The 16,250-nt window shown below is 59.6% G+C and carries 14 protein-coding genes and 1 pseudogene; 5 read left to right on the top strand and 10 right to left on the bottom strand.

The window, feature by feature from the left end; translation table 11 throughout:
- The first annotated feature begins 14 nt into the window (after positions 1–14).
- Positions 15–806, top strand: coding sequence for a non-homologous end joining protein Ku (gene ku / locus FHW77_RS22280; RefSeq protein ID WP_182590710.1), 792 nt, complete (start codon positions 15–17; stop codon positions 804–806).
- A gap of 18 nt (positions 807–824) precedes the next feature.
- Here the strand turns inward: ku (FHW77_RS22280) and ligD are convergent.
- From ligD to FHW77_RS22235, 9 genes and pseudogenes are all read right to left on the bottom strand, one after another.
- A pseudogene (gene ligD / locus FHW77_RS22275) lies at positions 825–1,760 on the bottom strand (non-homologous end-joining DNA ligase); the annotation flags it as partial.
- Between the two features lie 58 nt (positions 1,761–1,818).
- Positions 1,819–2,646 (bottom strand): non-homologous end joining protein Ku, encoded by an 828-nt coding sequence (gene ku, locus FHW77_RS22270; RefSeq protein WP_111814137.1) that lies wholly within the window; start codon positions 2,644–2,646, stop codon positions 1,819–1,821.
- Positions 2,643–2,930, bottom strand: a complete 288-nt coding sequence (locus FHW77_RS22265) for a hypothetical protein (protein WP_004444758.1) — start codon at positions 2,928–2,930, stop codon at positions 2,643–2,645. The genes ku (FHW77_RS22270) and FHW77_RS22265 overlap by 4 nt, the downstream gene beginning before the upstream one ends.
- Positions 2,931–2,971: 41 nt before the next feature.
- On the bottom strand, positions 2,972–3,865 hold the full coding sequence (locus FHW77_RS22260) for an SDR family oxidoreductase (protein ID WP_112416249.1): 894 nt from the start codon (positions 3,863–3,865) through the stop codon (positions 2,972–2,974).
- 244 nt (positions 3,866–4,109) lie between these two features.
- Positions 4,110–6,449 carry a bifunctional diguanylate cyclase/phosphodiesterase gene (locus FHW77_RS22255; RefSeq protein WP_100911476.1) on the bottom strand — a complete coding sequence of 780 codons (2,340 nt, stop codon included), beginning with the start codon at positions 6,447–6,449 and terminating at the stop codon, positions 4,110–4,112.
- Positions 6,450–6,634: 185 nt separating this feature from the next.
- On the bottom strand, positions 6,635–7,738 hold the full coding sequence (locus FHW77_RS22250; RefSeq protein WP_112416247.1) for a hypothetical protein: 1,104 nt from the start codon (positions 7,736–7,738) through the stop codon (positions 6,635–6,637).
- 262 nt (positions 7,739–8,000) lie between these two features.
- Positions 8,001–9,539, bottom strand: coding sequence for an ABC transporter substrate-binding protein (locus FHW77_RS22245; protein ID WP_223216048.1), 1,539 nt, complete (start codon positions 9,537–9,539; stop codon positions 8,001–8,003).
- Positions 9,540–9,663: 124 nt separating this feature from the next.
- A complete protein-coding gene (locus FHW77_RS22240; protein ID WP_112416246.1) occupies positions 9,664–10,644 on the bottom strand; it encodes a mannonate dehydratase in 981 nt (326 codons plus the stop codon).
- A 67-nt stretch (positions 10,645–10,711) separates the two neighbouring features.
- Positions 10,712–11,425: a FadR/GntR family transcriptional regulator gene (locus tag FHW77_RS22235; protein WP_004444769.1), complete on the bottom strand. Its 714-nt coding sequence runs from the start codon at positions 11,423–11,425 to the stop codon at positions 10,712–10,714.
- A gap of 206 nt (positions 11,426–11,631) precedes the next feature.
- On the opposite strand from FHW77_RS22235, the gene FHW77_RS22230 reads away from it, so the two are divergent.
- Genes FHW77_RS22230 through FHW77_RS22215 form a run of 4 tightly spaced genes read left to right on the top strand, consistent with a single transcriptional unit; the run spans position 11,632 to position 15,122 of the window.
- Complete coding sequence (locus FHW77_RS22230; protein ID WP_022563795.1) at positions 11,632–12,660, top strand: ABC transporter permease; 1,029 nt, start codon at positions 11,632–11,634, stop codon at positions 12,658–12,660.
- Positions 12,657–13,556, top strand: a complete 900-nt coding sequence (locus tag FHW77_RS22225; RefSeq protein ID WP_034497999.1) for an ABC transporter permease — start codon at positions 12,657–12,659, stop codon at positions 13,554–13,556. The genes FHW77_RS22230 and FHW77_RS22225 overlap by 4 nt, the downstream gene beginning before the upstream one ends.
- Positions 13,543–14,388 carry an ABC transporter ATP-binding protein gene (locus FHW77_RS22220; RefSeq protein WP_044458967.1) on the top strand — a complete coding sequence of 282 codons (846 nt, stop codon included), beginning with the start codon at positions 13,543–13,545 and terminating at the stop codon, positions 14,386–14,388. The genes FHW77_RS22225 and FHW77_RS22220 overlap by 14 nt, the downstream gene beginning before the upstream one ends.
- A complete protein-coding gene (locus tag FHW77_RS22215) occupies positions 14,385–15,122 on the top strand; it encodes an ABC transporter ATP-binding protein (RefSeq protein ID WP_034498002.1) in 738 nt (245 codons plus the stop codon). The genes FHW77_RS22220 and FHW77_RS22215 overlap by 4 nt, the downstream gene beginning before the upstream one ends.
- Before the next feature lie 60 nt (positions 15,123–15,182).
- Here the strand turns inward: FHW77_RS22215 and FHW77_RS22210 are convergent, their stop codons facing one another.
- Positions 15,183–16,235 (bottom strand): ABC transporter ATP-binding protein, encoded by a 1,053-nt coding sequence (locus tag FHW77_RS22210; RefSeq protein ID WP_182590709.1) that lies wholly within the window; start codon positions 16,233–16,235, stop codon positions 15,183–15,185.
- Between the last annotated feature and the right edge of the window lie 15 nt (positions 16,236–16,250).

Raw genomic sequence — 16,250 nt, 5'->3', positions numbered from 1 at the left:
GCGGATCGCGGGAAATGGCACGTCAGGTTTTCTGGAAGGGTTATCTGAAGCTGTCGCTGGTGACGGCCTCCGTATCGCTGACACCTGCAACGACAGAAGGCAACAAATACCGCTTCCACGTTCTCAATCGCAAGACCGGCAATCGCGTCGAAAGCCGATATGTCGACAGCGTCACGCACCGCCCCGTTGCGGCGAAAGACCAGGTGAAGGGTTTTCCCCGAGGCGAGGTGGATTATGTGCTGCTCGAGGATGACGAGATCGATGCGGTGGCGCTCGAAAGTACCCGCACCATAGATATCAAGACCTTCGTGCCAAAAGGCTCCATAGACTGGATCTGGTACGACCGACCGCACTTTCTTCGCCCGGAAGACCAGATCGGCGCCGAAGCCTTCAGCGTCATTCGCGAAGCCATGACGGCAAACGGCGTTATCGGCATTGCCCGGCTTGTGCTCTACCGGCGGGAACGGGCCGTGCTGCTGGAACCTTCCGGTAAGGGCATCATCCTGTGGACATTGCACTACGGCGAGGAGGTGCGCGAAAGCATCGACGCTCTCGATCCGAAGATGAAACTTGAAAAGCCGCTGCTGCAGGCCATGGAAAAACGCATTTCCAGCCAGATGACGGAGTGGAAACCGACGTTGGTTCAGGACCCGATCCAGAAAAAGATTAGGTCGCTGCTCAAGAGCAAAGGCAATGAAGCGCCCGCCTCGAACAAGAAGGCCGGCACCAAGGCCCGAACCGGCGGCAACGTCATCAACATCATGGACGCTTTGAAGAAAAGCATCGCGGCCGAAAAGAAGCGCTGAGGCGCGGTCTTAGCGTGCCTATTTCGGCAAAACCTCCGCGGCGGCAAAAAAGCCCTCCCAGGGATCTTTCTTCAGTGCGGAAAGACGTGCCCCGATATTGTTGACCGTGAAGTGGGAAGGACCGATATCAGCCGTGAGTTCGAACCATTCGAGGGGGGCGGAGACCGCCGCACCCGGCCGCGCCCGGGTCGAATAAGGCGCCACCGCGGTATTGCCGCGACCGTTGCGCAGATAGTCGATGAAAATGCGGCCTTTCCGTTTTGCCTTGGTTGCGACCGAGAGGTACCTGTCCGGCTCGGCCTTCGACATGTCTACGGCCATGGCTTTGGCAAATGCCTTGACTGCCGTCCAGCCCGCCTGCGGCTTCAGCGGGGCAACGACATGAAGCCCCTTGCCGCCTGATGTCTTGACGAAAGCTGCCAGACCCGCAGCTTCAAAACGCCGCTTCAGTTCGAGCGCCGCCCCTATCACATCCTCCCAGGAGACATCCTCGGCGGGATCGATATCCATGGTGATCATATCCGGCTTTTCCCAGCTGGCGGTGGTCGCTCCCCACGGGTGGATTTCAAGGGCCGCAGACTGCACGAGCGCCATCATGCCGTCAAAATCGGTTATACGGATCAGTGGTTCGCCGGCCTTGTCCTTGGGATCCCTGACCTGTTCGATGGCCTTGTTGATGCCGCGCCAGGCGTGTTTCTGGAAAAACCGCTGCCCTTCGATACCCTCCGGGCAGCGCAGCAGCGCCAGCGGCCGGTCGACCACGAAGCGCGCCATCTGCTTCCAGACCTGTGTATAATAATCAGCAAGACCTTCCTTCGTCACGCCGTCATCCGGCCAGTACAGGCGGTCCGGGTGTGTGAATTGGATGGCAGAATGCGGCGGCCTTGTGTCGTTCACGGCCTTCTCCTCCCGTTCCGTTTGTCGAGCAGGCTTATCCTCCGGCCTTCGTCCCTTTGGGCTCAGGGGTCTTGTCGAAGCTGCGTTTTGCATTCAAGGTCTGCAATCCCATGGATCAGCTCGCTTTCCGTGACGTCTTGCGGCCTGGCGGCTTCGCTTTTTTTCCGGCGTCTTCCCTTGCGCTGCGACGAAGCGCCTCCTTGAGATCAATCACATTGTCATGTTTCTGCGGCGCCCGCTTGCGGATTTCCCGGCCTTCAATCTTGGCTTTCACCAACTCCGCAAGGGCATCGTTGTAACGGTCGCTATAATCGGAGGGATCGAAGGTGCCGGCCCGCGTTTCGATGATATGACCGGCAAGTTCCAGCATTTCGTCATCGAACTCGATGTCCGGGATGGATTTGAAGACGGTATTCTCTGCCCGCACCTCGTAACCGAAGTTCAGCGTAGTTGCGACGAGCGCCCGGCCGCTCGGGCGGATGAGGACCACGCGGTTGCGACGGAACATCACGGCCTCTCCAAGAGCAGCAACATTTTCGTCTTCCATCGCTCTGGCAAGAAGCGTCAGCGCCTCCTCGCCACCTTCCTGTGTGGGCGCTAGATAATAGGATTTGTCGAAATAAAGCTTGTCTATGTCGTCGCACTGGAGGAAGTGCCGGATACGGATAACCTTGTCATTTTCCGGCATCAGCTTTGAGATTTCGTCACCCTCGATGACGATGTAATCACCATTATCGCGTTCGTAGCCCTTGACCTGCTCGTCCCGTTCGACCGCCTCGCCGGTATCACTATCCACATATTGCCGCTCTACGCGGTGACCCGTCTTGCGGTTGACGATGTTGAACGAGATTTTCTCCGACGAGGTCAGCGCGGAATAAAGGCCGATTTCACAATTCAAATCACCAAAGACCAGATGGCCTTTCCAGCTCGCCCTCCTGTTCATGACGCCCGCCCGTGATTGTCGTTACGCGACGAGCGGCCCCCATTCCGGTCTGCGGCAAGAATGCGCTCGATGGCCGGAACGTCCGCTTCCGCAAGAACCGGCACAGGGTCGGAGGCCATGGCTTCCAGCACTTCAGGGGAAAGGCCGCCATTGCGAATGACCCATTCCATGGCCTCTCTCGTCTGCCTTTCCGCCTTCAGCTGCGCGTAAAGGGCCAATATCAGCCGGTCGCGTACATCGAAGGGTTTTGCGTCCGTTTGTGAACGTCGTTCGTGCCTTTTCATGTCTGCTCCTCGACCAGCCAGCTGCCGACAAAGTCATTGCCTCAGGCAATACCCTTGCCGCCGGTCACGCCGTAAACCTCGCCATTGATAAAACTGCCGTCCTGCGATGCGAGCAGGACATAGACCGGCGCAAGCTCCACCGGTTGGCCGGGGCGGCCAAAATCGCTATCCTTGCCAAAATTGCGCACCTTTTCGGTGGGCTGGCCGCCGCTCGGTTGCAGCGCCGTCCAGAACGGGCCCGGTGCGACAGCGTTGGCGCGCACACCCTTGTCTATCAGCTGCTTCGCGAGCGCTTTGGTGTAGGCAACGATGCCCGCTTTTGTGGTCGCATAATCCAAGAGGATTGCGGAAGGCTCGTAGGCCTGTATCGAGGCCGTGGTTATAACGGAAGCGCCTGGCTTGAGATGCGGAACGGCGGCCTGCGCAATCCAGTGAAGAGCATAAAGATTGGTCTTCATCGTGCGGTCGAAATCTTCAGTCGACAGCTCCTCGATATTCTCGCGATATTGCTGTCTTGCGGCATTGATTACCAGAATATCCAGGCCGTTGAGATCGCCAGCCGCTTTTTCGACCAGCTCGCGACACCACCCTTCATCGGTAATGTCGCCGGGTAACGCCACCGCCAGACGGCCTTCCGCCTCGATGAGCGCGACCACCTCCTCGGCGTCGGATTCCTCTTCAGCAAGGTAGGAGATCGCGACATCCGCTCCTTCTCGTGCGAAAGCGATTGCCACCGCACGCCCGATGCCGGAATCGCCGCCCGTTATCAGCGCCTTGCGCCCGGCAAGCTTTCCCGAGCCCCTGTAGGTCTTCTCCCCATGATCCGGCAGGGGCGTCATGTTGGTCACGAGACCCGGCATCTCCTGCTCCGGCGTCGAAAAAGGCGGGCGCGGATACTGGCTGCGCGGATCCTGGGGCTCGAGGCGGTCTGTCATTGCGGGCTCTCCCAATAAAAGGTGTCCATTCGTCGCGCGGCCCGGGAAAAGCTGATCCGACAGCTTTGTCCGAGCGGTTGTCCGGCGCCAGAAGTGGCACGGACAACACGGCGCGCCACACGCAATCCTAACGATCTGCGCAGGCTCTCGTTCCATGAAATCAGGCTGGGAGGATGAATGGCCGAGCGTGGATGGCCGACATGGAGATGGTCGGCAGCGCGCCCCGCGCGCTGCCGCGCCTTCTTCAAACGGTATATTTTTTCCGGGTGGTTGTGCCCGCGGCCTGTGCCGGCGCCACATCCGGCTTGCCAAAGAGATAGCCCTGGGCCTGCGCGCATCCTTCATCGACGACCATGCGATATTGCGCATCGGTTTCGATTCCTTCCGCCGTTACCGGCAGATCGAGGCTGCGGCCAAGGCCGATTACCGCGCGCACGATGGCGCGGGCATTGTCGTCATCGCTCATGGCGGCGATGAAGCTGCGGTCGATCTTGATCTTGTCGAAAGGGAAGCTCTGCAGGTTGCTGAGCGAAGAATAACCCGTACCGAAATCATCCATGACAATGGCAACGCCAAGCGCTTTGAGCTGGGTCAGAATTGTCAGCGTCGCCTTGCGGTCTTTCAGCAGGGCAGCTTCGGTGATCTCCAGTTCCAGCCGGTTGGGCGAAAGGCCGGTCTGCATCAGGATGGTGCAGACGACATGGCCCAGATTGGCCAGTGAAAATTGCAGCGGCGACACATTGACCGCGATTTTCAGATGCGGCGCCCAGGTGTTCGCCTGACGGCAGGCCTCGCGCAGCACCCATTCGCCGAGCGAGATGATGATACCACTTTCCTCGGCGATCGGGATGAACACGTCCGGCGGCACCACGCCTCTTGTGGGATGCTGCCAGCGTACCAGCGCCTCATAACCGACGACCTCACCGCATTCGACGGAAAGGACCGGCTGGTAATTCAGCACGAGTTCATCACGATTGATTGCCAGCCTCAGATCAGTCTCGAGCTGGCGACGCTCGCGCGCCTCCTGATCCATCAGTGGGTCATAAAAGGCCAATATGCCACGGCCGCCCATCTTGGCCCGATAAAGCGCGAGATCGGCGGCATGCAGGATGCTTTCGTCATCTTTTCCGTCGCGTGGAAAGACGGCAATACCGATGCTGACACCGACGGCGGTCGGATCATTGGCGGCATTCATTTTCAGGGCGAACATGGCGAGGATCGTCTCGGCAAGCAGGCGCGCTTCTTCCGCCTTGGTATGCCGCGCGGTCAGAATGACGAACTCATCACCACCGAGCCGGGCGACCACATCGCCAGATCTCGCGCATTCATCGAGAATCGCCGCGACTTTCTTGAGTACCCTGTCGCCTTCGGCATGGCCGAATATATCGTTGACCGCCTTGAAGCGGTCGAGATCGAGCGCCAGCAGCGCAAATTCGTCGCCCTCGCCGCAATGTTCGATCAGCTGGCGCAGCCGCGTCTGGAACATGGTGCGATTGGAAAGGCCGGTCAGCACATCGTGGCGGGCAAGATATTCGATCTCCCGCTGCGCCTCACGCTTCTCCGTCAGGTCGCGAATGGCCATGACCTCGCAGGGACGACCTCGATATTCGATGGTGCGCACGGCGAGTTCGAACACCTGCGCGCGGTCGGCGCGCTCACGTATGGCCTCTACGGGCGCATTACGGGGTACATAGACGGGTTGCCCATCCGTGGCCCGGAAAAGTTCATCGGGATTCTTTCCGACCAGCGACGTCTCATCGCGCCCCAGCAGGCCTGCGAAACGCGTATTCAGCTCGACGATGCGGCCATCGCGCACGACCGCAAGACCGTCCAGTGTCGCGTCGACGAGACCCTTGAGATCAACGAGATACCGGTCCACGAGCGCCGCGGTCGCGGTTGCGGAAAGGATCAGGAATGTCACGCCGGAAACCGCGCCGATCATGATCAGCCGGCCGAGATTGTCGGGGTCTGGTCCGGAAATGGACGGGTCGGGCGAAAGAACGGTGGCCGACACGGCAGTGAAATGCAGCGCACAGATTGCAAGGATCGACGCAGCGGCGGGAAAAACGATACGCTTCCAGGAGCCGAGGCGGTGAAACAGCCAGGAGGACAGAAGAAAAAACGCCCAGGCGACGGCAAATCCGCCAAGAACAGCCCCCCACTCGTAGCTGACCGTGGCGGCGACATCTATTCCCGCCATTCCGACGAAATGCATGACGGCAACGGAGAGCGTCACCAGGGTGGCGGCGATGACCGGGCCGAAAATTGCCTGCGTGCGAGCGGTAAGCGCCAGCCAGAAGCCGAGCACGGCAAGAGCCGCCGAAAGCGCGGTGAAGTAAAAATCGAAGCCGATGGGAACAGTGCCCTTATAGGCAAGCATGGCGACAAAATGGGTGGCCCAGACGCTGAGCCCCGCCGCGAAGGCGGCAACCAGGACCCAATAGGGCTTTCGGCTGGAGGGACTTTCCTCAGCGCGCAATAAGAGGTGAAAAAAGGCGAGCATTCCCAGCAGACAGATCAATGCCGCAAGAAGCACGATCTCCCGATCGTGTTGGACGGCAACGCATTCCAGCACCGTGAACATGATGCACTCTCCCAGCCTCTGAAGAACCGCTCACGATGGCACTATGAAAGTGGTTTATTTATAAATCTCTAATGCAACTACTGATAACGACCTCTTCTCGTCCAGAATCCTGAGTAGAGTCCGGGCCGGTGTGCCAGGCTGTAACGCTTTTGGCAAACCGACCCGACGGTAAAAAGGAAAACCCTTTATTTCCAGCTTTGATAATCCGCAGCGGCGCAGCCAAACGGAGCCCGGCCGTCAGAGAAGCGTTCTTGCAGGCGGGCGCAGCCCCACTCGTTGAGTGCCGCCGGCAGCATGTTGTTGATGTCCATGCCGGGGGAGTTGAATTGCGACGGAGCGCTTGTGACATACCACAGCCAGTAGCCCATGACCGCCACGATGATGACGGCGAGAATGGCGACGAAAGTCCCGAGCCTGCGCAGGAGGCCGGGCCCCTTGTTCATCGACGCGGCCTGGGCGGCGGCAGCCTCCTGTGTCTCGTGCGCGACCATCGGGGCAAGCGATGCGAGAGCTTCCGCGCGCTCCTGTTCCGTCAGGTCGATCCGCTCCAGCTGATCGTCAAGCAGGACAGGCAAGGCGCCGTCACCATGCAGGACTGCAAGCGCCACATCCTGTTTGCCGGTATTGCCTATGACAACGGGAATGCGACCCCGTTCCAGATGCGTGAAGGATTGCCGCTTGGTTTTATCGTCTCTGACCGTATCGGCATAGGTCACGAAAAGACGGCTGCGTTTTTCTGCAACGGCCGTAAGCGCCACCGGAATAACGGTCAAGGGCGCCGGCTTGCGTAGCTGCAGGCGGACCCGCAGCATGCGGACAAGTGTGAACAGCATGGCGAGACTGCCGAAACCAAGCAGAAAGACAAACACGCCGAGTGTGATGATACGGTTCCAGAGCATGTCCAGACCCAGCGAGATCGTGGCGAGTTCCGGGTTCTTCGCGGAGATGACGAGCCCGGTTTCGTAATCGCCGGAATGGAGATCGACGAACATGACCTCGACATCCTTCTTGTAGCTCACGCCCGCATGTTCGTAGGAAAGATCGGCCTTGCAGGTCGTGAAGATCGCCTTGCGTGTCTTGCAGCTGCCGCTGATATCGCCGTTTTCAATCTCCAGCGGATCCTGGCTGATCTTGTAGTCACGCACGACACCCGGGCCTTCGGCTACCAGCATGACAATCGTGATTACGAGAAGCACGGGAACGGAGAAATAATAGGCTGCCGGCACCGAAATGACGCCGCGTTTGAGGCTGAGTGGCCGAGACGGAAGTTTTATCTGTGCAAGGTTCATAGTCGTCAACGCATTCTTCGGGAGGTAGGTGAGCGGAGTTCGCGACTCTCGCCCGACGGAAGGAAAAGTTGCCGCACGGTCTAAACCGATGAAGTCCTTGAGAAAACCCCCTGAAATTACGGGATGGCGCACGACTATCTCCCGTCCCGGCGCTGTATTCCTGGTCAATGTGCGGGAGAAGACTCTGGCGCATTGGCCCAGTCACGCACAAAAACGGGCGGTAAAACCGCCCGTCACCTGTTTCGCAAACTATGCTTTGCCGTCAGTCCTTCGTGACCTTTTCAAGCCGGGTCGTCTGGCTGGGATGGCCCACATAATCCTTGACGCGTGCATTCAGCACGATCGGCTCGAATCTCTCGAACATCGGCAGCACCGCAGGCTTCTGCGCGACGAACATTTCCTGCATCTGGGTGTAGATTTCCCCGCGCTTCTTGGCATCAGGCTCGAGCGACGCCTTTGCCGTGAGCGCGGTCAGTTCCGGAATATCCCAGGCCGAGCGCCAGACGAAATTGCCGGCGTTATTGGCGGCAAGCGAGTTGTCCGGGTTGCTGGAGAACTGCTCCATCGAGCCCAGAACATTCGGCATGTAGGCTCCGGTCTGCGGGATGAGCAGATCAAAATCCCGCGCGCGGTGCGCGGCAATCACGTCCGAGCCGTTACCCTGCTGGATATTGACCTTGATACCAATCTGGCTGAGCGTGGCCTGGATCGCGGTGGCGAGGTCGATGCGCGGCGTCTGCGCGATCGTCTTCAGATTGAGCGTGAAACCGTTCTCGTAGCCGGCCTCCTTGAGGAGCGCTTTTCCCTTCTCCACGTCGAGCTTCCAATCCGGGCTCGGAATGGCATATTCGAAGTTTTCCGGCACGGGGACCGTGCGCGCCCGGCCGTAGGGACCCATGATGGTTTTTTCCATGCCCTTGTAGTCGATGCCGTAGGCGATCGCTTCGCGGACCTTGGGGTTGGACAGGGGCTCCTTGCCGGCATTCATGGACAGGACGTAAAAACCGCCCGTTGGCACACGCTGGATCTGGAAACCGTCCTTGTTGTTGAAGGTCGCGAGATCCGCAGCCGTCAGCGCGCTGGCGATGTCGATATCGCCGCGCTCCAGCATCAGACGCTCAACCTGGCTTTCCGGCACATGCCGCACGATGACGCGGCGCATTTTGGGGCTGCCGGCCACATAGTCCTTATTCGCCTCCAGAATGATGATCTCATTCGGCGACCAGCGGTTGAGGGTGAACGGGCCGGAGCCGGCCGAATTCGTTCTCAGCCATGCATTCCCCCAGTCATCATTGACCTCGTGGGACTTCAGTTCCTTGCTGTCGACCACGCTGGCAATGACCATGGCGAGGCGATAGAGCAGCAATTCAGAAGTCGTTTCACCTGAAAGATCGACGCGAACCGTTTTTTCATCAGGAGCACTGACCAGCTTGTCGATATTATCGGCATTGTAGCCCACGCGCTTGAGGTTCGCTGCGGCCGCCTGGTTCATCTTCAGAAGGCGGCTGAGCGAATAAACCACATCGGCCGAGGTCACCGGGTTACCGGAGGCGAAATTCGCCTCGCGAAGATGAAAGGTGATGCCTTTCTCATCCGTTTCCCAGCGCTCGGCGAGCTGCGGCGAAACCTTGCCGGAACCGTCCACCGAGATCAGGCGATCATAAAGATTGGCCATGATTTCGTTGGCTTTTGCCTCGGTGGCCTGATGGGGGTCGAGTGACAGCACCTGGGCCAGCGACGTGCCGATAACCAGCTGGTCGTTGGGGGTTTTGGCCGCGACGGGCGATCCCTGCACGAGCATAGCGCCAAGAACGGTGGTGAATGCGAGACGGATCAATGTTTTTTTCATACCTGCTCCTCCTACAGATCGGTAATTGATGTTCGGGAAAAGCCGCGACGCAGCGGGGCGTCGCGGGCCAAAACGGTCAAAGATGTTTGTTATCAAGTGCTTCGATCAAGGCTGCGATGTAGCCGTAGCAGAAGGCGAAAGCGACGCCGACGGGATCGCGTCCGGCAATCGTCGGCACATGGTCCGGCATGATCATGTAGCGATAACCGAGTTCGTGATAGAGTTTCAGCGAGCGCACCATGTCCATGTCCCCCTCATCGGGGAAAGTCTCCATGAAGGACAATTTCCCGCCGCTGATGTTGCGGAAGTGGACGTTGAAAATCTTGTCGCGGCTGCCGAACCAGCGGATGATGTCGTCGATCTCCTCGCGCGGATCATCAAGCATCTCGCCGATTGACCCCTGGCAGAAATTCAGGCCGTGATAGGGGCTCTCGCGCATCTGCACGAACTTCTTCAGCCCATCGACTGTGCCGAGCACACGGGTGACGCCCCTGTAGCCTGGCGGTGTATAGGGATCATGGGGGTGGCAGGCGAGACGCACGCTGTTGCTTTCGGCAACCGGCACGACGTGCTCGAGGAAGTAGTCGATGCGTTCCCAGTTCTCGTCTTCGGACAGAACGCCGGCGAGGCCCGGTGCGGCATCATGGTCCGCCTTGTCCCAGCGCCATGCCTCGTTGAGCGAACCGCCACGGCCGCGCTCCATCTCCGTGCGCGGAATGCCAATGAGGTTGAGATTGTATTTCGCGGCAGGAATTCCGGCCCTCGCGATATTTTCGATCATCGCGCAGACGGCATCGATCTGCCGGTCGCGGTCCGGGCCGGCAAGCAGGATATCGGGATATGACGCCTGCTCGATCGGCCGGGACGGCAACGGCAGTTGCACCATATCGAGGACAAGGCCAAAGCTTTCGACCTTGTCACGGTGGCGCTCGAAATCCTCGAAAGTCCAGCTTGCGGGTGCTCCGGGCGGATCCGCGCTGATGTTTTTGACGCCGAGCTGCGCCCAGACCTTGTAATCCTCGTCATCGCGCGCAGCAACCTGGGTGCCGACATACATCGATTCTCTCCTCTCTCCATGCAAGTCATCATATGACATCGCATGAAATAAGATGAGTGTCGAGATGCTATTGCGCCTCCGAGAGCAGCCTGTATCGCCGCTGGCTTGCCAGCATGTGTTCACGCATGGCTTTTCGGGCCGCATCGGGATCCTGCTCGACGATGGCGCGCAGGATTGCCTCGTGCTCGGCCTGGACTTTGCGAAGATAATTCGCGTCGCCGGTTTCAGGCAGCGTTGGGAACTGCCCACGCGGTATCGAGCGTGAACCGAACTGGCGCAATGCCTCCAGATAGAAGCGGTTATTGGTTGCGGTCGCGATGGCCGAATGGAATTCGTAATCCGCATCGACGGTCGATTCGCCAGCGTCGATGGCACGGGCCATTTTCCGGTGCGCCGCCGAGATTGCCGCTTCCTGCTGGGCCGTCCGGCGATAGGCTGCGATCGCCGCCGCCTCCCCTTCCGTTGCCAGGCGGAACTCCAGCATTTCCAGCGTCTCGGCAATGGTGCCAACTTCAGACTGCGTCAGTTTCACGCCGGCCCATTCACTGTCGCTACTGACAAAAACCCCCTTGCCCTGGATAGGGACGACGTAACCGGCAGAACGCAAATCGGCAATCGCTTCGCGGACCACGGTCCGGCTCACGCCATAAGCGCGTTCCAGTTGCGGCTCCGTGGGAAGCTGGTCGCCATTTTTCAGTTTTCCACTGCGAATTTCTGCGCTGAGATTATCGATGATCTGTTGCGCCCGCCTCTCCCGCGGCCTCGCTTTGTCGCCAATCATGCCAGTCTTCCCTCTTGCAGAATACGAATCCCTTCGTTACTCATATGATGACGTGGCGGCACGTCATATGTTTTCATGTTAACTCAGGGAGGGGTTGGGATGAAGTACCATCAAGAGTTTTTACAAAAGAGAATTGCGCGTCTGCGGCGAGCAGCGGGCAAAGGGCCGGCCCCTGACGGATTTCTCTCAAGGAAGTGCGGCCAGCAATGACGGAGATTTCACTGCGCGGGCTTGGGCATCGTTTTCTGCAACTGATCGTCAGCCTCTTCATCCTGCTCTGCATCACCTTCATCATAGGCCGTGTGATGCCGACCGATCCGGTCGGAGCAATCGTCGGCGAGCTTGCCGATCCAAAAGCCTATGAGGCCATGAGGGCGCGGCTTGGCCTTGATCTGCCACTTTATCAGCAGTTCTTCATTTACTTGCGTGGTCTGCTGCATGGGGATTTCGGTATCGCGATCCTGACAGGCAATCCAGTGACGCGCGATCTGGCGCAGGCCTTCCCCGCAACCTTCGAACTCGCGACCCTGGCGATCATCATCTCGACGATCATCGGCGTTCCCCTCGGTCTTGCAGCAGCCCTGTTTCGCGATACGTTCATCGACAAGTTCGCGCGTGTCTTTGCGCTGGTTGGACATTCGATACCTGTCTTCTGGTTCGGCATTGTCGGGCTCGTCATTTTTTATGCCAGTCTCAATCTGGTCGGAGGGCCTGGCCGGGTGGACGTGTTCTACGAGGGTCTTGTGGAACCCAGAACCGGCCTGATGCTGGTCGACAGCCTGCTTGCGGGCGAGACGGAAATCTTCTGGAACGCGCTCGGACATATCATCCTGCCGGCCGTAATCCTTGCCTATATGGCCATGGCCTATATCACCCGCATGACGAGGGCCTTCACCCTCGAACAGCTGAGCCAGGACTATGTCATCGCGGCGCGGGCCAAAGGTGTCAGCCCCGCACGCACCATAACCCGCCATGTATTGCCCAATATCGCCGTGCAGCTCATCACCGTTCTGGCAATTTCCTACGGCAATCTGCTGGAAGGCGCCGTGGTGACCGAGATCGTCTTTTCCTGGCCGGGCATCGGCCAATATATGACCAATGCGCTGCTCATCGGCGACATGAATGCAATCCTCGCCGCCACGATCGTCATCGGCTTCATATTCATGTTGCTCAACTTCCTCGCCGATCTGGCCTACACCACGCTTGATCCCCGTACACGGGAGGCCGCACGATGACCGATATCGCGCAAAACAATACCGTCGATCGCCCCGGCGTCCTGTCGCGCCTGTCGACCACAACTGTGCGGACACTTAGGAAACTCGCAGACGAGCCACTTGGGATGTTCGGCTTCGCCATTCTGGCGGTCCTGGTTCTGGTCGCCATTTTCGCTCCGCTCATTGCGCCTTACGATCCTGCCCGCCAGGCGCTCGAAAACGCGCTTCAGCCGCCAAGCTGGGCGCATCTGGCCGGAACCGACGAATTCGGCCGCGATATTTTCAGCCGGCTCGTCTACGGCACCCGCATCACCATCCAGACCGTCCTGTCGGTCTCGGTCATCGTCGGTCCGATCGGCCTTGCGATTGGCGTCATGGCGGGTTTCTTCGGCGGGCGCACCGATGCCATCTTAATGCGCGCTACCGATATCGTCCTCTCCTTCCCCTCGCTCGTGCTCGCACTTGCCTTTGCGGCAGCGATGGGAGCCGGTCTCGGAACAGCGATCATCGCGATCTCGCTGACGGCGTGGCCACCGATTGCGCGTCTCGCCCGCGCGGAAGCACTGGTGGTGCGAAACACCGATTATGTAGCCGCCGCCCGCCTCTACGGTGCCTCGCCACTGCGCATCCTGTTTCTCTATATCGCGCCGATGTGCATTCCCTCGGTCATCGTTCGCCTCACGCTGAACATGGCGGGCATCATCCTGACGGCTGCTTCGCTCGGCTTTCTCGGCCTTGGGGCGCAGCCGCCGCTGCCTGAATGGGGTGCGATGATCTCCAGCGGCCGCAAATTCATGCTCGATTACTGGTGGGTCGCCGTCATGCCCGGCATAGCCATCCTGCTGACGAGCCTTGCCTTCAACATCGCCGGCGATACGCTGCGCGACCTTCTGGATCCGCGTCATGCCCGTTCCTGACAGCACTCCCATACTCTCGGTACGCGACCTCAATGTCCGTTTTGGGCGCAATGCCATTTCCGCCGTTTCCAACGTCAATTTCGACGTCGGCCGCGAAAGGGTCGGTATCGTCGGTGAATCCGGTTCCGGCAAATCCACCACCGGCCGGGCCGCCATGCGCCTCTTGCCAAAGAGCGCGACGGTGACGGCGGAGAGAATGGATTTTCTTGGCGAACCGCTGCTCACAAAAACCGAACGGCAGATGGGCGCGATCCGCGGCAGCGAGATGGCGCTGATCATGCAGGACCCGCGTTATTCGCTGAACCCGGTGCTGCCCATCGGCAAACAGGTGGCGGAAGCCGCCGAACTGCATCTGGCGCTTACCGGCCAGGCGGCAAGGGCTGCTGCGCGCGACATGCTGCTGCGTGTGCGTATCAACGATCCCGACCGCGTCATGGCGCTTTATCCGCACCAGATATCGGGCGGCATGGGGCAGCGGGTGATGATCGCCATGATGCTGCTCGCCAAGCCGAAGCTTGTCATCGCCGACGAACCGACCTCGGCCCTCGATGTCAGCGTGCGCAAGGATGTACTTCTGCTTCTGGATGAGATGGTGCGCGAGAACAATTCGGGCCTGATCCTCATCAGCCACGACATCCGCATGGTGGCGGCCTTCTGCGAACGCGTGCTGGTCATGTATGGCGGGCGCGTGGTGGAAACGCTGACGAAGCTTGAAGATGCGCAGCATCCCTATACGCGCGGCCTGATCGCGGCCATGCCCGATCCCCGCAATCCGGTCAGGCGCCTCAAGGTGTTGGATCGTCAGGCAATCGATGCGGAGGTGATGCGATGATCACGGTAGACAAGCTCGACGTCGTCTACGGCGCCAAGGAAAAACGTAACCACGTCGTACGCGGCGTCAGCCTTACGGTCAATAAAGGCGAAACCCTCGGAATTGTCGGCGAAAGCGGCTGCGGCAAATCGACCTTGCTGCGCTCGCTGGCAGGTCTGGAGGGTGGCTGGACCGGCTCGATAAGCTTTAATGGAAAACCGGTCGGCAAGACCCGCAGCCGCGACGAACTGAAACTGGCCCAGATGGTGTTTCAGGATCCCTACGGCTCACTGCATCCTCGCCACCGCATCGGCCGGGCACTGGCCGAGCCCATCCGCGCCATGGGGCTTGGCGACGGCTGGTCGAAGGTTCCCGCCGCCCTGCAACAGGTTGGCCTGCCTGCGCATTTTGCCGAGCGGTTCCCGCATGAACTTTCCGGCGGTCAGCGCCAGCGCGTGGCAATCGCCCGCGCGCTGATCCTCGAACCACCGATCCTGCTGCTCGACGAGCCGACATCCGCGCTCGACGTTTCCATCCAGGCCGAAATCCTCAACCTTCTTGCCGACCAGCGCGAAGAACGCGATCTGACCTTTGTTCTCGTCAGCCATGATCTGGCTGTCATCGCCCATATGTGCGATCGCGTGCTGGTGATGCAGAACGGCGTTTTTGTGGATGAGCTGACCAAGGCCGACCTTGAAGCAGGCGTTACCCATGCCGCCTATTCAGGCGAGCTGTTCGAAAGCAGCTTTCTTTGAGATGACCGGTCGCGGAGATGGCAACGCCGCGGCCGGACCTGTCTGAACGCGCGCCGGGGCTCAGTTCAGCCGACCGCCGTTCTCGTCCGAAAACAGATGAATGCCGTCCAAAGCCGGGGATATCCTTATCTCCTCGCCGACCGCCTGGCCTATGCGTTCGCGGAAAACGCCGAGCACCCGCGAACCACCCAGTGTCATGGTGACCTGCGTTTCCGATCCCAGCGGTTCGACGAGCAGGATCTCGGCCGGTACGCCGGAGGGATCAAGGGCGAGGTGCTCGGGCCGGATGCCATAAGTCGCCCCTTTTCCCGCAAGAGCGGCGGCAGCGGCCGGCAATGGCAAGACCGCACCGCCGGTTTCAAAACCGGCTTGCGAAATCACGCCGGGCAGAAAATTCATGGAAGGTGAGCCTATGAAGCCGGCAACGAACTGGTTTGCCGGACGGTCATAAAGTTCGAGCGGCGTGCCGACCTGTTCGACACGGCCGCCGTTCAGCACGACGACCCTGTCAGCCATCGTCATCGCCTCCACCTGGTCATGCGTCACATAGATCGTGGTGGTCCTGACTTTCTGATGCAAAGCCTTGATCTCGCCACGCATCACGACGCGCAGTTTGGCATCAAGGTTTGAGAGGGGTTCGTCGAACAGGAACACCTGCGGATTGCGAACGATTGCGCGACCCATTGCAACGCGCTGGCGCTGACCGCCGGAGAGCTGGCGAGGATAACGGTCGAGCAATGCGGTAAGACCAAGGATCTCCGCCGCCCAGTTCACCTTCTCGGCGATTTCCTGTTTGCTTGAGCCGCGATGCTCCAGCGAAAAGCCCATATTGGTTGCGACCGTCATATGCGGATAAAGAGCGTATGACTGGAACACCATGGCGATGTCGCGGTCCTTGGGATCGAGATCGTTGACGATGCGCTCGCCGATCTTGAGTTCACCACCCGTGATCGTTTCGAGACCGGCGACCATCCGCAGCAGGGTCGACTTGCCGCAGCCGGAGGGTCCGACGAGGACGACAAATTCGCCATCTCTGATATCGAGATCGACGCCGTGAATGGTTTTTACCGCGCCATAGCTTTTGCGGATGTCGGACAGGGTTACGTTAGCCATCGATTAAATCCGGTT

This window comes from Agrobacterium sp. RC10-4-1 (assembly GCF_014138475.1).
GTDB classification, from domain to species: Bacteria; Pseudomonadota; Alphaproteobacteria; order Rhizobiales; family Rhizobiaceae; genus Agrobacterium; species Agrobacterium pusense.
Note: the sequence above shows the minus strand (reverse complement) of the source record. Positions and strands in the feature narration are given on the sequence as shown.